The 18,613-nt window shown below is 47.7% G+C and carries 13 protein-coding genes and 2 pseudogenes; 14 read left to right on the top strand and 1 reads right to left on the bottom strand.

Annotation, left to right across the window (positions count from 1 at the left end; translation table 11 throughout):
• Positions 1 to 17 precede the first annotated feature (17 nt).
• The 10 genes and pseudogenes from A4U59_RS16965 (at position 18) to A4U59_RS16925 (ending at position 12,443) form a co-directional block, all read left to right on the top strand.
• Positions 18 to 1,097, top strand: coding sequence for an aldose epimerase family protein (locus tag A4U59_RS16965; RefSeq protein ID WP_066174929.1), 1,080 nt, complete (start codon positions 18 to 20; stop codon positions 1,095 to 1,097).
• Positions 1,085 to 2,080, top strand: coding sequence for a LacI family DNA-binding transcriptional regulator (locus A4U59_RS16960; protein ID WP_066174927.1), 996 nt, complete (start codon positions 1,085 to 1,087; stop codon positions 2,078 to 2,080). Before A4U59_RS16965 ends, A4U59_RS16960 begins: the two co-directional genes overlap by 13 nt.
• A 176-nt stretch (positions 2,081 to 2,256) precedes the next feature.
• A pseudogene (locus A4U59_RS22510) lies at positions 2,257 to 2,722 on the top strand (MFS transporter).
• Between the two features lie 93 nt (positions 2,723 to 2,815).
• Positions 2,816 to 3,415, top strand: a pseudogene (locus A4U59_RS22270) (MFS transporter).
• 288 nt (positions 3,416 to 3,703) lie between these two features.
• Positions 3,704 to 5,800: a M6 family metallopeptidase gene (locus A4U59_RS16950; RefSeq protein WP_066174925.1), complete on the top strand. Its 2,097-nt coding sequence runs from the start codon at positions 3,704 to 3,706 to the stop codon at positions 5,798 to 5,800.
• A 450-nt stretch (positions 5,801 to 6,250) separates the two neighbouring features.
• Complete coding sequence (locus A4U59_RS16945) at positions 6,251 to 7,525, top strand: ABC transporter substrate-binding protein (protein WP_066174923.1); 1,275 nt, start codon at positions 6,251 to 6,253, stop codon at positions 7,523 to 7,525.
• Positions 7,526 to 7,704: 179 nt separating this feature from the next.
• Entirely contained in the window at positions 7,705 to 8,556 is an 852-nt protein-coding gene (locus tag A4U59_RS16940) for a carbohydrate ABC transporter permease (protein WP_066174919.1), read from the top strand.
• Position 8,557: 1 nt separating this feature from the next.
• Positions 8,558 to 9,397 carry a carbohydrate ABC transporter permease gene (locus tag A4U59_RS16935; RefSeq protein ID WP_245680581.1) on the top strand — a complete coding sequence of 280 codons (840 nt, stop codon included), beginning with the start codon at positions 8,558 to 8,560 and terminating at the stop codon, positions 9,395 to 9,397.
• 33 nt (positions 9,398 to 9,430) lie between these two features.
• Entirely contained in the window at positions 9,431 to 11,521 is a 2,091-nt protein-coding gene (locus A4U59_RS16930) for a beta-galactosidase (protein ID WP_066174917.1), read from the top strand.
• 91 nt (positions 11,522 to 11,612) lie between these two features.
• Positions 11,613 to 12,443 carry an AraC family transcriptional regulator gene (locus tag A4U59_RS16925; protein WP_066174915.1) on the top strand — a complete coding sequence of 277 codons (831 nt, stop codon included), beginning with the start codon at positions 11,613 to 11,615 and terminating at the stop codon, positions 12,441 to 12,443.
• Between the two features lie 45 nt (positions 12,444 to 12,488).
• Here A4U59_RS16925 and A4U59_RS16920 read toward each other — a convergent pair whose 3' ends face one another.
• Positions 12,489 to 12,824 carry a hypothetical protein gene (locus A4U59_RS16920; protein ID WP_066174913.1) on the bottom strand — a complete coding sequence of 112 codons (336 nt, stop codon included), beginning with the start codon at positions 12,822 to 12,824 and terminating at the stop codon, positions 12,489 to 12,491.
• A gap of 210 nt (positions 12,825 to 13,034) precedes the next feature.
• Between A4U59_RS16920 and A4U59_RS16915 the strand changes: the two genes are divergently transcribed.
• The 4 genes from A4U59_RS16915 to A4U59_RS16900 all read left to right on the top strand — a co-directional run bounded on the left by A4U59_RS16915 (position 13,035) and on the right by A4U59_RS16900 (position 18,439).
• Positions 13,035 to 14,207: an MFS transporter gene (locus A4U59_RS16915; protein ID WP_066174911.1), complete on the top strand. Its 1,173-nt coding sequence runs from the start codon at positions 13,035 to 13,037 to the stop codon at positions 14,205 to 14,207.
• Between the two features lie 178 nt (positions 14,208 to 14,385).
• A complete protein-coding gene (locus tag A4U59_RS16910) occupies positions 14,386 to 15,399 on the top strand; it encodes a sugar-binding protein (RefSeq protein WP_245680580.1) in 1,014 nt (337 codons plus the stop codon).
• Positions 15,396 to 16,862, top strand: coding sequence for a sensor histidine kinase (locus A4U59_RS16905; protein ID WP_083270918.1), 1,467 nt, complete (start codon positions 15,396 to 15,398; stop codon positions 16,860 to 16,862). Before A4U59_RS16910 ends, A4U59_RS16905 begins: the two co-directional genes overlap by 4 nt.
• Positions 16,859 to 18,439: a response regulator gene (locus tag A4U59_RS16900; RefSeq protein ID WP_066174909.1), complete on the top strand. Its 1,581-nt coding sequence runs from the start codon at positions 16,859 to 16,861 to the stop codon at positions 18,437 to 18,439. The genes A4U59_RS16905 and A4U59_RS16900 overlap by 4 nt, the downstream gene beginning before the upstream one ends.
• Positions 18,440 to 18,613: the final 174 nt, after the last annotated feature.

Below are 18,613 nucleotides of genomic sequence, written 5' to 3'. Positions count from 1 at the left end.
GATCGGGGCTGAAGAAAATGAAGATAACCAAAAGGCCGTTTGGCGAACTGGATGGAACCAGTGTAGAAGCATATACCCTTACAAACGATAACGGGATTGAACTCACATTCATCACATACGGCGGCACGATTACGAGAATCGTAACTCCCGACCGGGACGGCAAGATGGAGAATATCGTTCTCGGCTTTGACACCCTTGAAGAATACGTGCAGCATACCCATTTTTTCGGAGCGCTGATCGGCAGGACAGCCGGACGTATCGGCAAGGGGCGTTACCGATATAATGGACAAGACATTCAGCTGTCACAAAATGACGGCGAAAATAACCTGCACGGAGGGCCCATGGGTTTTGACAGGGTCATCTGGAAGGCGGAACCTCTAGAAGCTGCGGAAGACACGGTAAGTGTAAAACTTTTTTATAGAAGCGAGGATGGCGAGGAAGGGTATCCGGGCAATCTGGATACCATTGTTACTTACACGCTCACCAACGAAAATGAATTCCGTATCGATTATCTTGCCGAAGCCGATGAAGACACGCCTGTTACGATGACGAACCACAGTTATTTCAACTTGAGCGGCAATCTGAAAGAGGACATCCTTGATCACACCCTCACTATGAAAGCCGGCAGGTTCCTCGAACTTTCCGGCGATATGATTCCGACAGGGAAGGCAGAGGCAGTGGAAGGAACACCGTTTGATTTCCGGGACGGACAAAAAATAGCGGCCGGGGCTGCATCATCCCTTCCGCAAAATGTGATGGTTGGAAATGGATACGACCATCCGTTTGTACTGAGCGAAAACGGCAATCGGGAAATCATCCTTTCCCATGAAAAAAGCGGCCGTGGATTGACGATTGAAACCGACCAGAATGCCGTCATCCTCTATACCGGTAATCACCTGACAGCTGACCTTGATATCAGGGGGGTGCCTGCCCGCAAACATCTCGGTCTGTGCCTGGAAACACAAGGATATCCGGATGCGGTGAACCATCCGCACTTTCCGTCTGTGATGCTGAAAAAAGGTGATGTGTACAAAGCATCCACAACATACAGCTTTCATGCAGATAAGGAACAGGGGCGAAATGAATGGCAACGATAAAAGATATCGCAAAAAAAGCCGGCGTTTCGATTTCCACCGTTTCCAGGGTGCTCAATTATGATGCCAGCTTATCTGTAGCGGATAAAACGAAACAGAAAATTTTTGAAATCGCCGAGGAACTCGATTATAAAAAGAAAACGGCCCGGAAATCCCTGGATTCCCGCATCGCCGTTTTCAACTGGTATACGGAAAAAGAGGAACTCGACGACCTTTACTATATGTCAATCAGGCTCGGTGCTGAACAGCGCTGTCAGTATTACGGCCTGAACCTGGTGAAATATTTTCAAAATGACTTTGCCGAAATGAAAAAAGAAGAGGTCGACGGCATCATCGCGATCGGAAAATTCAGTGCCAAACAGGTGCAGGAACTGAGTCAAATCACGAACAACATCGTCTTTGCCGATTACAGCCCGGAAGGCGAAGCATACGATTCTGTCGTGACTGATTTTGCAAAAGCTACAGAAAAAGTCCTGGATCATTTCATTGAAAAAGGGCATGCGGCCATCGGCTATATCGGAGGCAAGGAAAAATTCAAAGGGGAGAGCGGCGAGTGGGTGCCTGATGACCGGGAAGAAACCTATCGAACATATCTTGGCGGGAAAGGCATGCTAAATGAAGAGGCAATGTACACGGGGGCCTTCACCGTAGACGATGGGTACAAGCTGATGGAAAAGGCACTTGACGAGCATGGAGACAACCTGCCGACCGCCTTCTTGTGCGGGAACGACTCGCTCGCGATCGGCGCACTCCGGGCCCTCCATGCCGCCGGCATCGCCGTACCTGACCGTGTCAGCATCATCGGCATGAACGACATCAGTGTCGCCAAATATGTCTTTCCAGCCTTGAGTACCATCAGGGTCCATACCGAACTAATGGGTGAAACGGCCGTAGACTTCCTGATGAAACGATTGAACGACGACCGGAAAATCAGCCGGAAGGTGCTGGTTTCTACGGAGCTTGTGATGAGGCAGAGCAGTCTCTGAGTTATACTTTTTAATGCCCGTGAACTACCTGGCAAATGCCAGGCAATTCACGGGCAGTTTATTTCCCCGATATTTCGTCAATCCCATGAAACTCCAATTTCATACAATAAACCAATCGCAAAATACGCTATACTCAAATAAGCGAACAAGTCCGTACAACTAAAGGGATCCTTGCCATGGTAACCAAACAATCAATTTTCTCCCTTAAAGCATTCCTATATTTCTTCAACTCTACCGTCACACTTATCATCAGCTTTCTGCCAATCTATTTCAGTGACAAGGGCCTCACAACTGCCCAAATTGGCATGCTTCTGTCAATCGGGCCTTTTGCCGCATTGCTGGTACAGCCGCTATCAGGCTATTTGAGTGATAAATTCAAAACTGTCAAAAAGGTGCTTATTGCCTGCCTTATCGGTGTGCACCATTCTCTTTCAAATGGAATCATACGTACCAATTATCATCATGGTCGCTGTGTTCTACACGTTTATGGGGCCAATCGGCGCCCTGGCCGACAGTCTTAGTCAGCGGGTCGCGAATATTGCCGGTGTTCCGTTCGGCAGTATCCGCATGTGGGGTTCGGTCGGCTTTGCCGTAACTTCACTCATCGGCGGCATGATTCTTGAAAAAAATCGTCATCAGTAATTTGATGTTCCATATTTGGTCCTGGCGGCAAGTGCGCTTGTCGCCGCTTTTCTCGTACGGTATGTGACCGTTTCAGCCACTCCCGTTACCCTGATGGACGCCTCGAAACTGCTGAAAAAACCTGAACTATTCATTTTCCTTGCCCTCATCATCTTCATTACCGTTGCTCACCGCACGAACGACTCGTTCATTGGTCTTTATATAGAAAGTCTCGGAGGCAAGGAGTCGATGATCGGTTGGGCATGGTTCATCGGTGTGGCGACTGAAGCTCTTGTGTTTGCAACAAGCGGCTTATGGTTCAAAAAATTTCACGAGCTGACATTCATCATGATTGCCGGCGTTATTTACGGGTTCCGCTTCATCTCAATGTCGCTCATCACCGACCCGGTGTTTGTCCTGTACCTGTAGCCGCTCCACGGTTTCACGTTCGGGCTGTTTTATACAGCTTCATTCCAATACGTGACCAAAATACTGCCTGAGCATTTGCTCGGAACCGGACACCTGCTGCTTGTCGCGACGTTTTTTAACGTCTCAGGTATCATTTCATCACTGGCAGGAGGTATCCTTTTTGACTGGGCCGGAGGGGATGCGCTGTATTGCCTGATCGGCATCAGTGCTTTGCTGGGAACAGTAAGTTTGTTTATTTATAAGCAGACGATGAGGCCGGTAAAAAAAACAGTGTTTGAGAGATAATCCAGCCCTACTGCTAAATATTAGGTAATGAGTCCGTACTATCAAAGTCCGGGCTTGTTTATTATCTCTTATTACTGCTTTAAACTAGTAAATTAGCAACATCAAAAATTACTTAATTAGTGAAAAAGTGCGATATCCAACAAACAAAGACATAAAATGCAGGTTGAGATATTCAAATTATGACAAAATTCAGATAAATATTCTGGTATCTTTTAAGAGAACGGTATACATAGAAGAGGGACAAGTCTAAATGCCTGTTCAAACAAAGACGGGAAGGGAGCAAATTTCGTGAAAAGAAAATGGATATCAGCACTATCTGCGGGGGTATTGTCTCTATCTTTGCTGGTGGGGGCAGCAGGAACGCCGAAAACGGAAGCGGCCGCTCAGGATTGGAATGCATCCCGGTATGGTGATACCCTTGATCTGAGTCATCAACTTCGTTTAAAAGAGCAGGATGGAGCGTATCAGAAAAAAGTGGAGGAGCAAATTCGGGAGGCGGCTGAAAAAGCGGACTTCGATAACCATGAATCATCAGGAAGTGAAGAAGGGGATAGTAATTTTACGGTCAACGAAGGAACAAAACTTTTCCTTGGCTATGATAACGGAGGCTATTATTTTAAAGAGTTTACTCTTAGAAGTATAGGCGAAAATGTAGAAGTATGGGTTGCCAATGATCTTTCTTTTCCGGAAGGTGATGACCGGCCAGCCCATGTTGTAACTCAGGAACAAGTAGATAAATTACGCGATGTATTCGATGAGAAAATCTATCCGATTGACACAGAGTTCTTTGGAATGCCTGATTTCCATGACGGCACACATTCACTTCTTGAAGCATGGGAATATGTCCCGAAAGGTTATTACGGATCTGAAGACGGTAAGAATATTATGCTTGTTGATAATGTGAGAGATGAAAACTATTATGACCCGGAATACCCATTCTTTATCGCCGGGTTTTATTCATCTACTTATGAGGCATATTTTGATCGTAATATCATCAACATCGACACAAATAATTGGGAAGAACGGCTCGAATCCACTTTCTTCGGCACTGTTGCCCATGAATACCAGCATCTGATCCATGACGACCTTGACAGCGATGAATCCAACTGGATCAATGAAGGGATGTCCGATCTGGCGGAATTACTGGTCTTTGACGAGCACCCAATGGGCCATGTAAATTTCTTCCTTGATCATCCGGAAAACTCCCTTGTAGAATGGGATGAATACTATACAGCTGAAACCGGACCGGAAACGCTGGCTGATTATGGACAAGCATACTTGATGATCCTTTATTTGATGGAACAATATGGACCGGAGTTTATCCAAACACTTGCAGCAGATGAAGAAAACAGCACCTTAAGTGTTGAAAAAGTGCTTGCTGAGTACAATGCGGATACAACCGACTTTAATGAAATTTTCAAGCGATTCTCCCTGGCAGTAGCCATGGATACACCTGATCTTGATGGAGGCATCTATAACTTCGACTCCATTGATCTCAATGTGAATTGGGAGTCAGCTGCCGCCACAGATAAAGACGGAGTTCCGGCATGGGGTGCAGATTACCTTGAATTGAAAGACGCAAAGAAAATCGAGAATATCACTTTTGATGGCGTTGATTTCCTGCCTACGCCTTGGAAAATTGTTGATGACCCGTCAGGTAGCGGCGATCAGGTTTACTGGGGCAATGAAGGCAACGAGAAAGACAACGGCCTTGTCCTCATGGCTGATTTAACAGGAGTGGAATCTCCGGAACTGACATTCGAAAACTTCATTGACATTGAAGAGAATTGGGATTTTGGAATTGTCCAGGTATCCACTGACGGTGGAGAAACATGGAAAAGTTTAAGCAATGAAAATACCACAGATGAAATTGTTCCAGAAGGCTATCCAAAGATCAAAGAAAACCTTCCAGGCTTCACAGGATATTATGAAGACTGGCAAACAGAAACCTTTGATCTTTCCGACTATGCTGGCGAGAAAATTATGGTCGCCTTCCGCTACATGACGGACTGGGGTTATAATGACACAGGCTGGTTCATTGATGATATTGCGATCACTGGAACGGATGTTACGTATGATGGATCCAGCATGGACGGCCTTAACAGCCTGGATGAAGTAACGAAGACATATGTGGATTACAACGTTTCATTTATCAATGAAAAATCGCTCGGTAAAGGGAACAACCAGCAAAATTATCAGGTCCTTAACATCGATCCGTTTAATGTAACCGAAGCGGATTCAATTCGGTTGAAAGAATTCTTGAGCGGAGGAAATAACTACATGGTAATCTGGTATTCTTCTCCTGAAGGCAAGCCGGGTGTTGTACCATATAGCTATGAAATCCAAACGAAGAGTGAAGCGAATAAGAAAAAAGGGAAGAAGTAAGAAAAAAGGTGCCTAATAAAAGTGACAGGCACCTGTCGAATAATCTTTATCATTACAACTGAATAAGCACCTATTAAAGCAGAGCCGCCGCGGCTCTGCTTTTTTGTGCTCTTCTGCCGTGGGCAACACATAGAGTTTAGATGGAGGAATCTTAAAACTGAACGCAGTTTTTTTGCAGCAACAGCCCTTTTTTATAAACAGCATTCAGGCAGTTTAAGGAAAAAAGAAGAAAATAAATTATATTGGTTTCTTAAATGTTTGCTCCTGGGATATTATCCCTCATAAATTACTTTCATATTTTTATATAAATTCAGCATTTTATTATATTTAAACTGATATGAAACCGCTTTATAATGGATTTGTAAATAAAAAAAGAGAGATTTGGTCTTTTTGAAAAAAGAGAATAAATCTTATTTTTTTTATAATCTACAGGAGAGGGCGGGTATTTAGATGAAAAAGTATTTACATGTGCTTAGTTATTTTTTGATTGCGACTCTTATATTGGCAGGTTGCGGAAATGAATCTTCAGGAGGCGAATCTGATGGTAAGGAAGGCAACGAACTGACCGTATGGGCAACGAACATCAATGTTCCAGTTCTTGAACAAGCGGCTGAGTTATATAAAGAGGAACATCCTGATTTCAAACTGAATGTTGTCGAAATGAATAATACCGATATTGATAAAAAGCTGAAAATCGGATTGCAGGCCGGCGGGAAAGGGTTGCCGGATGTGATGCTGAACGTTGATGATGGATTGTCAGGACTGTTCAACAATTTCCCGAATGCGTTTGTGAATCTTTCAGAGAAAGGGTTCGATGAGCATAAGGAAAATTTCCCTTCTTACAAGATGGACAGCGTGTCCTATGAAGGTGATGTATATGCTGTGCCATTTGATGCAGGTCCGGTAGGTTTATTTTATCGAACAGATCTGTTCAAAGAAGCTGGCGTCAATGCAGACCAAATCAAGACCTGGCAGGATTACATTGAAGCCGGCAAAAAAATTAAAGAAAAAACCGGTGTCAATATGTTGAGCTATGACTCGAATGAATCAACGGTTTACACCATTTTATTGAGCCAGCAAGGCAAAGGGTATTTTACGGAAGACGGTGAAGTCACGTTAGGTTCAAAAGAAGCGGAGAATGCTTCAAAATTAATGCAGGATTTATCCCAAAATGACATTCTGCTCGGTGCTAACGGCTGGAGCGCGTGGGTTACGTCACTTGCTGACGGACAGACGGCAACAGCTATGGCCGGTGCATGGCTGATTGGTACACTTCAGCAGCAGGTTCCGGATTCAGCCGGCAACTGGGGTGTTATGGCACTTCCTGCTTTTGGAGGGGAAGGATCTGGAGCGGCCAACCAGGGCGGAAGCTCATTCACAATAAATGCAAAGAGTGAAAATATTGATCTGGCCTATGATTTCCTTGAATACTTTGCAACTTCATTTGACGTTCAGGAAATTGCGATGGAAGGCGGCTTGTTCCCTACGTATGCGCCAGTATATGAATCGGAACTGTTCAGTGAGGAGGTAGAATACTTCGGCGGCCAAAAAGTGTGGAGCTTCTTTGCTGATCAGATGTCTAAAATCCCGGCAGTCCATTACACGGAGAACGATGTAGTGGCACGTGAGGAAGCCATCAAAGCCCAGGCGGAAGTCGTCAATGGCGCTGATGTTGAAAAATCACTGCAAGATGCGAAAAACCGGGTGCAAACAAGGTTGAAATAACACCAAAAGCTATTAGTGAAAATTCCGGCTGTATGAAGCTGGTGATGGCTGTCAGACAAAGCCGGCATACGTTCTCTTTCAAACAGGGGATGCCGGCTTTACTCTTTTCAGCCAGTCAAAGCCTGACATGAAAATTCAGCTTTGAACGTCAACTCATGTATGTAATGGAGGCAGACAGTATGTCATACAACAAATACACTCCTTTTTTGTTTTTAGCTCCAGCAGTCCTATTATTCTTACTCTTCACTGCCTATCCCATCATCTCTTCTTTAATGCTTAGTTTCCAAAAGCTGGAGGGCGGCGAATACGTATTTGCCGGGCTGTCAAACTATACACGGTTACTGCAGGATACGGTGTTTTTTGAGGCATTGAAGAACACATTCATCTTCTTGTTGATCCAGGTTCCGATCATGCTGTTCCTTGCGCTGGTGTTGGCCAATGCCCTCAATAGCCAGCTGTTGAAATTCAGGGGGCTATTCCGGGTCGGTTTCTTCATGCCGGCGGTCACATCCCTAGTTGCCTATGCGATCTTGTTTTCCATCATGCTGCAGGATACCGGCCTGATCAATCAGTTCCTGGGGATGATCGGCATCGGCCCGGTCAAGTGGCTGTCCGATCCGTTCTGGGCGAAGGTATCGATCATCATGTCGATGACATGGAGATGGACAGGCTACAACATGGTCATTTATTTGGCCGCCATGCAAAATATCCCGGATGAACTGTATGAAGCGGCTTCACTTGACGGTGCCGGCAAGTTCAGGCAGTTCATCAGCATTACGATTCCACAGCTGAAGCCGGTCATCGTTTTCACGGCCATCATCTCGACGATTTCAACGCTGCAGCTGTTTGACGAACCATACAACCTGACAAGGGGCGGCCCTGCCGACGCGACATTGACGCTTGGCCTGTATATCTACAGGGTCGGCTTCAGCTACTTTGAATTCGGCTATGCCTCGGCTATCGCGTATGTGATTGTGCTCATTGTAGCCGTCCTATCAATCCTTCAATTAAAGCTAACAGGAGATGAGTAGAATGGCAGAAAAGATTCGGAAAAATAAATGGCTGAAAAAGCTGGTGTTATATGGTTCATTGCTGATCTTTTTGTTCATTTCGATCTTCCCGTTTTATTGGATGTTCGTCGGTTCAACGAACCATACAAGTAAAATGTTCACCAATCCGCCGACACTCAAGATGGGCGACCAGTTTATGACCAATCTGAAAAACTTGAATGAAGCGATCGGAATTGACCGGGTCGTGTTCAACTCCCTGTTCGTTTCGCTCGTATATGTCGTCCTTGCCTTGCTTGTCAGTACGTTTGCCGCTTATGCGCTGTCGAAATACAAGTTCAGGGGCCGGAACACAATCTTTCTAATCTTTATGCTTTCGATGATGATTCCTTATCAGGCGACTATTATCCCGTTGTTCCGGATGATGACGGAGTTTGACTTGCTCAACACCTATTTTGCACTGATTGCACCGCAGCTGAGCTTTCCGTTTGCGATTTTCCTGATGAGGCAGAACTTCCTGGCTTTTCCCGATTCGCTGATCGAGTCTGCACGCATTGACGGGGCAGGGGAATTCAAGATTTTCTGGACGATTGTCCTTCCGTCTATGAAACCGGCACTGGCCGCCACATCAATCTATTTGTTCATGATGCAATGGAACAACTTCATGTGGCCGCTTGTCGCGACCACATCGCAGGATATGTACACCTTGCCGGTGGCCCTGTCCAGTTTGATCGGCATTTCCATGATCGACTACGGCCAGATCATGGTCGGCATCACAATTGCGACGATTCCGATCATCATTTTTTTCCTGCTGCTGCAAAGGCACTTCATTTCCGGCATGCTCGGCAGTGCAATCAAAGAATAATTGGGTAAAAAACACACAAGGAGACATGCACTTATGAAAAAAACATATCCAACTATACAAAAACACGTGAAGGGGTTCATGCATGGCGGAGATTATAACCCTGACCAGTGGCTCCGTTATCCTGACATCATAAAAGAAGATTTCCGCTTGATGAAACTGGCGAACACGAATACCTTTTCCGTAAACATTTTTGGCTGGAGCGCGATTGAGCCGGAAGAAGAAAAGTACCAGTTTGAATGGCTGGACCAGATCATGGATGAGATGGCAGCACGGGGCATGCACGTCATTTTGGCGACCCCAAGCGGCGCCCGGCCTGCCTGGCTGTCCCAAAAGTATCCCGAGGTGCTGCGGGTTGAAGCAAACCGCCAAAGAAATTTGCACGGTTTGCGGCATAATCACTGTTTCACCTCGCCTGTTTACCGCGAAAAAACGGAAAAACTGAACAGGGTGCTGGCGGAACGGTACAAGGATCATCCGGCCCTCATCATGTGGCATGTATCCAATGAATACGGCGGCGAATGCCATTGCGATTTGTGCCAGGACTCATTCCGGAACTGGCTGAAGGAAAGATACAACAACAACCTGGATGAGCTGAATCATGCCTGGTGGACAGGCTTCTGGAGCCATACGTTCAATGACTGGTCCCAGATCGAGTCGCCCGCCCCGCATGGCGAACACCTTGTTCACGGACACAATCTCGATTGGAGACGGTTCGTGACCGACCAGACGATCGACTTTTATAAAAACGAAATCGGCCCGCTGAAGGAAATCACTCCGGATATCCCGGTTACGACGAATTTCATGGGAGGTTATCCGCATATGAAGCCATATCTCGGATTGAACTATGACAAGTTCGCGAAAGAAGTCGATGTGGTTTCATGGGACAGCTACCCGGCATGGCATGGGAAGTACCAGGAAACATGGGAGCTGGCTGCAGATGTCGGTTTCGTTCACGATCTTTTCCGTTCACTAAAAGACGGGCAGCCATTTATGCTGATTGAATCCACGCCGAGCCTTGTCAACTGGCACGAAGTTAACAAACCGAAGCGGCCGGGCATGCATTTTCTATCATCGATGCAAGCTATTGCCCATGGCTCTAATTCCGTCATGTATTTCCAGTGGCGGAAAGGCCGGGGAGGTTCTGAAAAGTTCCACGGAGCGGTTGTCGACCATGCCGGCCATGAACATAACCGCGTCTTCCGGGAAGTGGCGGAACTGGGTGAAGCACTGGACCGGATCGGGGAAGTCACGCCAACAACGGTCGATGCGGATGTGGCGGTTATTTTCGACTGGGAAAACGATTGGGCAATCAATGATGCCCAGGCGCTGAAAAACGGGAACAAGGGCTACAGCAAAGCATGCCAGGACCATTACAAAGCCTTCTGGAAAAAGGGCATTCCGGTGGATGTCATTTCCATGGAGAAGGATTTTTCAAAATATAAACTGCTGATTGCCCCAATGCTGTATATGGTGCGGCCTGGCGTGGCTGAACGGATCGAGAAGTTCGTGGCAGACGGCGGCACGTTTGTTGCCACGTACTGGAGCGGAATTGCGGATGAACATGACCTTGCCTTCCTGGGCGGTTTCCCGGGCCCGCTCCGCAATGTACTGGGAATTTGGTCGGAGGAAATTGATACGTTATATGGAAATGAATATAATGAAGTGAGTTTTGATTCAGACAATGGTCCGGGTTTGTGCGGCAAATACAAGGCAACAGACTACTGTGAGGTCATCCATCCCGAAAGCGCCCGGGCGATTGCCAATTACGAGCATGATTTTTATAAAGGCACTCCTGCTGTAACCGAGAACGAATTCGGAGAAGGAAAAGCCTACTACATCGCTTCTAATAATGAACAGGCATTCCATGATGAGTTTTATGGAAAGCTCATTAAGCACATGTCCATAAAGCAGGGGCTTGTTGAGGAATTGCCTGAGGCGGTCAGTGTGCAGACGCGTACAGACGGAACGAACACGTACTATTTTGTCATGAACTTCAGTGAAGGAAACAAAACGGTTCAGCTTGAAGAAGGCCGGACTTATGATGAGTTGGTTTCCAGAAAGAAAATCGAGAATAGCATGGAACTCGAAGCATATGGAGTACGGATTTTAAAGGAGACAACGTAAGGACATAGGGAGGAGGTAAGGACTTGATGCCGATCAGGTTCTTGCTTTCTTTCATTTTTTCCTGGACTGTTTCGGTATATGGGAGGACGCTATGGAAAATGCCAAAATACGCTACACCTTTTCTTCTTTTGAAAAAACCCTGCCTTTGTTTATCGAAAGCATCGGTTATAATCCGCAAGAAGAAGACTTTGCCAGGCCGGAAGGATATCCGTATTTCCACTGGCTGCAAACAGTCCGCGGGGAGGGGACGTTTTCTTATATGGGGGAAAAACACATCTTGGGCCCTAAACAAGGAATCTTGCTGACACCCTTCACTCCGCATTCCTATACATCCAACAACTCTGAATGGTCAACCTTATATATCACTTTTGCCGGTTCCGCAGCGGAATCGATTCTGGACTCCCTCGGAATCAACCACAATGCGCTTTATTACGAATCGGCCGACCTGCCGTTTTCAACCATAATCCTGGATATGCTCAGGGTGATGGAACAGGATCCGGAATACTCTAATTTAGAGCTGTCTGAGTACCTTTATTCGTTTATCATCCTATTGAAAAAATACCAGAAACAGAAAAGCCAAAAGACATCAAGCAATGACAAAATCAGGTCCATCGCAAAATGGCTGGAAGAAGTGTATCACGAAAACATCGGGTTAAAGGAAATCGCCGAAAAAGCAAATATGAGCTCTCAAAACTTAAGCGCCCTTTTCAGGCGAACTTTCGGCACAAGCCCATACTCTTTCCTCATTCATTTGCGGCTGCGCGAAGCCAAGAAAAGACTTGTCGAATACCCGGAACTCCCATTACGGGAAATTGCACAATCAACAGGATTCAATGACCTGAGCCACTTTGTCGCCACCTTCCGGAAGGTCGAAGGGATCACACCGAAAAAGTATAGGAATTTATTTAACGAAAAGTCGTGAGGTGACTAGGCACCTGTCGAAAAATCTTTACGCCTGCTCTTGCCGCTATTCCTGGCGGATCCGCTTGATTTGCATGATTTTTGTACTGATCAAGTTCATGCAGTTTGGAAGATGACGCTTGAGGAATGGCATGATCTCTTCGGTATATTCTTCTACAGGTTTGTTCGGATCCGCTTCGGGAATCGTCAAAATGAATGTTGCCAGCACATCTGATTGCAGGGTTCTGGAATCTCCAGTTAGCTGCGGACTGGAAATCATGATAATCTTATCCACAATAACTTTACCATCCAAACCCTGGAGTTGATCGGTGATGATTTGTTCATACCTGTTCTCTGTATCTACTTTTATTAGAAACTCAGCATGAGTAATAACTTCAATCATTCTGATACGGCCTCCCTATGACAGTTTGTATGTTTCATTATAGTGGAGGTGACAGGCACCTGTCGAAAAATCTTTATCCCGTGCCGCCGCATTCCTCGGTCCCAAATCCCACAATCCCATGAATTCCCACCTCCACACAACAAATCTTCGCAAAAATAAGCTATACTCAAAAAACAAACATAAAACGTACCAGCCAAAGGAGTCCTCATCATGGTAAACAAACAATCCATATTCTCACTAAAAGCATTTCTATTCTTTTTCAACTCAACGGTAACGCTCATCATCAGCTTCCTGCCGCTCTATTTCCGCAACAACGGTCTAACCGCGGCGGAAATCGGCGCGCTGCTGTCGATCGGGCCGTTCGCGGCTTTGCTCGTCCAGCCGCTGTCCGGTTACTTGAGTGATAAATTCAAAACGGTGAAAAAAGTGCTGATCGCCTGCTTGATCGGCGTCATACTTGCGAGCACGGTGCTTTTCCAGATGGAATCCTATGTAATGATCATCATGATGGTCGCCATATTCTACACGTTCATGGGTCCAATCGGCGCGCTTGCCGACAGCCTGAGCCAGCGGGTCGCCGGCATTGCGGGTGTGCCGTTCGGTAGCATCCGCATGTGGGGGTCGGTCGGGTTTGCGGTCACTTCGCTTATTGGCGGGATTGTTCTTGAAAAAATCGGCATCGGCAACTTGATGTACCCTTACCTGGTCCTCGCTGCGGCGGCGCTTGCCGCTGCCTTTCTCGTCCGTGATGTGACGGTCTCGAGCACCCCCGTCACACTGAAAGATGCCTCAAGGCTGCTGAAAAAGCCGGAACTGTCCATTTTCCTGGCGCTCATCATTTTTATCACGGTTGCACACCGGACGAACGACTCGTTCATCGGCCTGTACATCGAAAGCCTCGGCGGCAAGGAATCATTGGTCGGCTGGGCATGGTTCATCGGGGTGGCGACGGAGGCGTTCGTGTTTGCGACGAGCGGCATATGGTTCCGCAAATATCACGAACTGACCTTCATCATGATTGCCGGTGTCATTTACGGTCTCCGTTTTATCGCCATGTCGCTCATCACCGACCCGGTTTTCATATTGTACCTGCAGCCGCTGCACGGTTTCACGTTCGGATTGTTTTATACGGCGTCATTCCAGTATGTGACGAAGATTCTGCCGAAGCACTTGCTCGGCACCGGGCACCTGCTGCTTGTCGCCACGTTTTTCAATGTTTCAGGCATCATTTCGTCACTTGCCGGCGGCATCATTTTCGACATGGCCGGAGGCGATATGCTGTATCGGCTGATCGGCATCAGTGCTGTGCTTGGGACAATCAGTTTATTCATTTACAAGCAGACCATGAGGCCGCCTGCAGCTGAAACAATCGTGGAGCAATAATAAGCGGCCGCCGTTTTTCTGAAAAAATGAAATCCTTCGGTGCGAGAGTCTGGCCTATGTGCCGGACTCTTTTTTTGGCGATTAATATTCTGATATGCCCCTGCTTACAAATAATAGGCATTAAGGTATAATTTTAAGATAAAAGAAAACCGAACAAAACGGCAAGGGGGAAATACCAATGGAGCACCGACAGCGCCGTTTAACATGGGGAACCTTCACATACATTCTTACGGTCATTGCGTTTTGTGTGATGATGGGCCTATCCATATATTTTTTCATGAAAGCGTTTTATTTCGACAGGGATGTCAAGGCGGATGCTGTTCCGGAGCCGGAATATCATTTCGTGCTCATCCCGGAGGAAATGAATAATGACTACTGGCGCCTCGTTGAGCAGGGTGCACGGGATGCCGCTGAGAAGTACGGTGTTTCCGTTGAATACACCGGCCCGCAGCAGGCCGATCTGGAGGAGCATATCGAATCTCTCGAAATGGCTGCCGCCGCAAAGGTGGACGGCATTTTGACACAGGGGCTGAAAAAGGAAGAGTTCACGCCGCTCATCAACAAGATCACCGCCAAAGGGATTCCGGTTGTGACTGTCGACACCGACGCACCCGGCAGTAACCGGGCCGCATATGTCGGCACCGACAATTATTATTCCGGTTATCTTGCCGGACAGGAGCTGATCGAGGATACCGGCGGACATGCGAAAGTTGCCATTATCACCGGCCGCCTTGATGCCTCCCACCAGAAACTCCGCGTCCAGGGCTTCAAGGATGCGGTCGCCAAAGCTCCGGGCATAGAAGTTGTGGCCGTTGAAGAATCGAATATCACACGGATCCAGGCGGCAGAAAAAACGTATAAAATTTTAAAGGAACATCCGGAAGTTACAGCCTTTTTCGGGACGAGCGCGCTTGACGGCATCGGCATCGCAAGTGTCGTGAAAAGCATGGACAGGAAGGGTGACCTTTACATCCTCGCGTTTGACACCTTGCCGGAAACGCTGCAGCTGATCCGGGAAGGCATCATTAACGGAACGGTCGTCCAGAGGCCGTATGAAATGGGCTATATGAGCGTAAAAATCATGCTCGATCTTTTAGAAGGAAAAACGGTGGAGGAGCAGAATTTCACCGAAACGAAGGTCCTCAATAAAGAGAATTTGAGCGAAAACGGAATCGGGGTGCTTGGCCCGTGATCCGAATCAGGACGAAACTCCTCATCTATTTTTCGATTCTCGTCATTCTCGCCAACGCCATTGCGCTGTTTCTGTTCTGGAGCAGCCAGAAAACGGTGAACGATTATCATGAAAGCCTTGAACGGTTCCTGCTGCTCAATGACATCACCCAGATGACGAGCGATGTCGATGAATCGCTTAATGCTTATATTATTGAAAAAGATCCGCGGCTCCTTGAAAAATTCCACGAGGACAGGGCCCGTCTCGCAGCCGAACAGGAGCGGATTTCGGCTGAACTTTCCACCGGGGAAAACTATTTGACGGTCGCCAATTACACAAATATGATCACCAGCTTTCTTGAGGAAGCGGACGAAACGATCACCGCTTTCCGGGAAAATGAAATCAATGCATACTCACAACATTTAAATGAAGCATCGAAAATCGCCGGCTTCATTCATGAAACAACGTTGACACTCATCAATAATGACTTGACCGCCTATCAGCAATATTACGAGAAACTGGCCGAACGGAATAAATATTTCCGGCTCATGTTCATCACTCTGTTCACCGCGATGCTTTTCCTTGGCCTGCTGCTTGCGGCCTGGTTTTCGCGCGGGGTCACAAGGCCGATTTCAAGCCTGTCGAAAGCGGCACGGGAAATTGCTGCCGGTGACTTTGCCGGGCAGGACGTCCAGGTCCGCACGAAAGATGAACTGCAGTTTCTTGCCGGCGCTTTCAACCAGATGCGGGCCAATATCCGTGAGCTTGTCACCGAAATCCAGGAGCAATCCGAATTGGATAAGCTTTTGAAGGAAATGGAACTGAAGACGCTCCAGAGCCAAATCAATCCGCACTTCCTCTTCAACACGCTGAACACAATCTCAAGAATGGCGTTTATTGAAGGTGCACATAAATCTTCGGAGCTCATCGAGTCGATTGCGGCGCTGCTCCGCTATAACCTTGGCAACCTCGACCGGCCGGTGACCGTAGCCGATGAGGTGTCGATCGTAAAGGAATACTTTTTCATTCAACAAACAAGGTTCGGCGACCGGGTTAAGTTTGAGGCAGAGATTGATGAAGGTGCCGAATCGATTCAGATCCCAAGCCTCACCCTTCAGCCGATCATAGAAAATGCCTTTATTCATGGGATAGAAGAAATGGAGTCGGATGCCTTATTGAAACTGCGTGTATGTTGCACAGAGAAGCAGGCCGTCATTGAAGTCATCGATAATGGCCGGGGAATGACAGCTGATGTGATCGCATCGATTTTCAAGGAAGCGGACAGGGAGAATGCGGACCTTGAAGAGCTGGTGCACCGAAAAAAGAGCGGCCACTCGACCGGAATCGGCCTGAAAAACGTCATCAGGCGGCTGCGGCTTTTTTATAAAAAGGAAGATGTCATGGAAATCGATTCAGAGCCGGGAACCGGAACGACGGTGCGGTTATTGCTTCCAATAAACGAAAAGGGGGATGGGGTGCAATGATTTCGATTCTGATTGTGGACGATGAAGCGATTGAACGGCAGGCGCTGCAAATGATACTTGGCGGCTTGCCAGATATCCGGATAGCCGGGAGCGCCCAAAATGGCAGAGTCGCGGTCGAAAAAGCGGCGGAGCTTGAACCTGACCTTGTCCTGATGGATATCAAAATGCCCGCCCTTGATGGAGTTGAAGCCGTAAAAGTAATTAAAAAAACACGTCCGCAGACAAGGTTCATCATGGTGACCGCGTTCGACACGTTCGAATACGCCCGGGAAGTCATGCAGCAAGGTGTAAAAGAGTACTTGCTGAAGCCGTCAAAACGGCAGGATGTCCTTGAGGCGGTCGGCAGGATGAAAGAGGAAATCCTGGCTGAGCGGGAGGCCGAACAAGAACAGGAACGGATCAGGAAAGAGTATGAACGTGCGCTCGTGTTCGGGCAGACCGAGTGGGTGTCGTCGCTGCTGATGGACCATATCCAGGCTGCCGACTTCGAGGAATGGAGCAGGCTGCTCGGCATCGATGTGAACGAAGGGCACACTGTCGTGTTCTCGTTCGGGAAAGACGGGGGTGTTCTTCCAAAAGACACGCGGCGCTGGCTGTATGGAAGACTCAGGGACCTGCTTGCGAAACATGCCGGCAGCCTGCACGTCATGCCGGGCCCGGCCACCGGCAACCAGGTGCCTGTCCTATGCCTGTTCGACCGCGAAAGCGTTTTGCCTGCTGAAGCGAAGGCCTCAGTCATCCAGCTCGTCAGAATAACAATCGAGTCGTTTAAGGCATCAAAGGAAAGCGTCCGCCTTTATGCGGGAATCGGCAATGCCTATCAATCGATTGATGAACTTGCAAGGTCCTATCATGAAGCGATTAGTGCGCTGCAGGGTGTCTCGGCTGAGGGGCCGGTTTCTTATGCCTACTCAGCGAACGAAGCGGCGGCTGCAGTTGATACGGGGCCAGCGTTTGCAGCTGAAAAAAAGCTTCTTGATGACATACACAGCGGTGACGCAAGCCGGTCCATCCAGCAGTTTGACGTGTATTTCACTGAATTGGAAGCAAGAAGCGCGGGGAAACCAGAAAAGATGAAGAGTGAGCTGGCCGAACTGGCGGTGTTGATGAAGCGCTTAACCGCAGAAATCGGAATCGAGGCCCATTACAGCCCCTGGTTCGCTGCAGCGGGAACGAAAGAAGAACTGCACGCCGCCGGAAAAGCATTTATCAAACAGATCTCAGAAAATGTGAAACGCTGGCGGGCCGACCGCTCCCACAATGTCCTTATCCAGGCGAAAGAATATATTCTCGAACACTTCCGCCAGCCGGTCACGCTGGAAGAAGTGGCCGACCATATCGATATGAACCCGTTTTACGTCAGCAAAACGTTTAAAGAGCGGTTTGGCTTATCGTTCATCGATTACGTCACCGACCTCCGCATCAATGAAGCAAGGAAACTGATGCTCGATACCCGGAAAAGCCTGAAGGAAATCTGCTTCGAAGTCGGCTACAAAGACCCGAACTACTTCAGCCGCGTCTTTAAGAAAAAAGTCGGCCAATCCCCGCGTGAATACCGCGGACAGGAACAGGGATGAAAACCCGCCAATCCTCACCACAAAAAAAAGCCAGGACCAGGGCAGCAGCCGGCTCCTGGCTTTTTTGTTTGCCGACTAATATTGACAAATACCGACGGGTGCCTGTCACCTGTCGTTCCTTGACAAACATCGACAAAAGTCGACGGGTGGCAGGCACCCTCGATACCACCCACC

This window comes from Bacillus marinisedimentorum (assembly GCF_001644195.2).
In the GTDB taxonomy this organism is placed as follows: Bacteria; Bacillota; Bacilli; order Bacillales; family Bacillaceae_O; genus Bacillus_BL; species Bacillus_BL marinisedimentorum.
The sequence above is the reverse complement of the archived record's forward strand: the minus strand, read 5'-3'. Positions and strand labels throughout refer to the sequence as shown.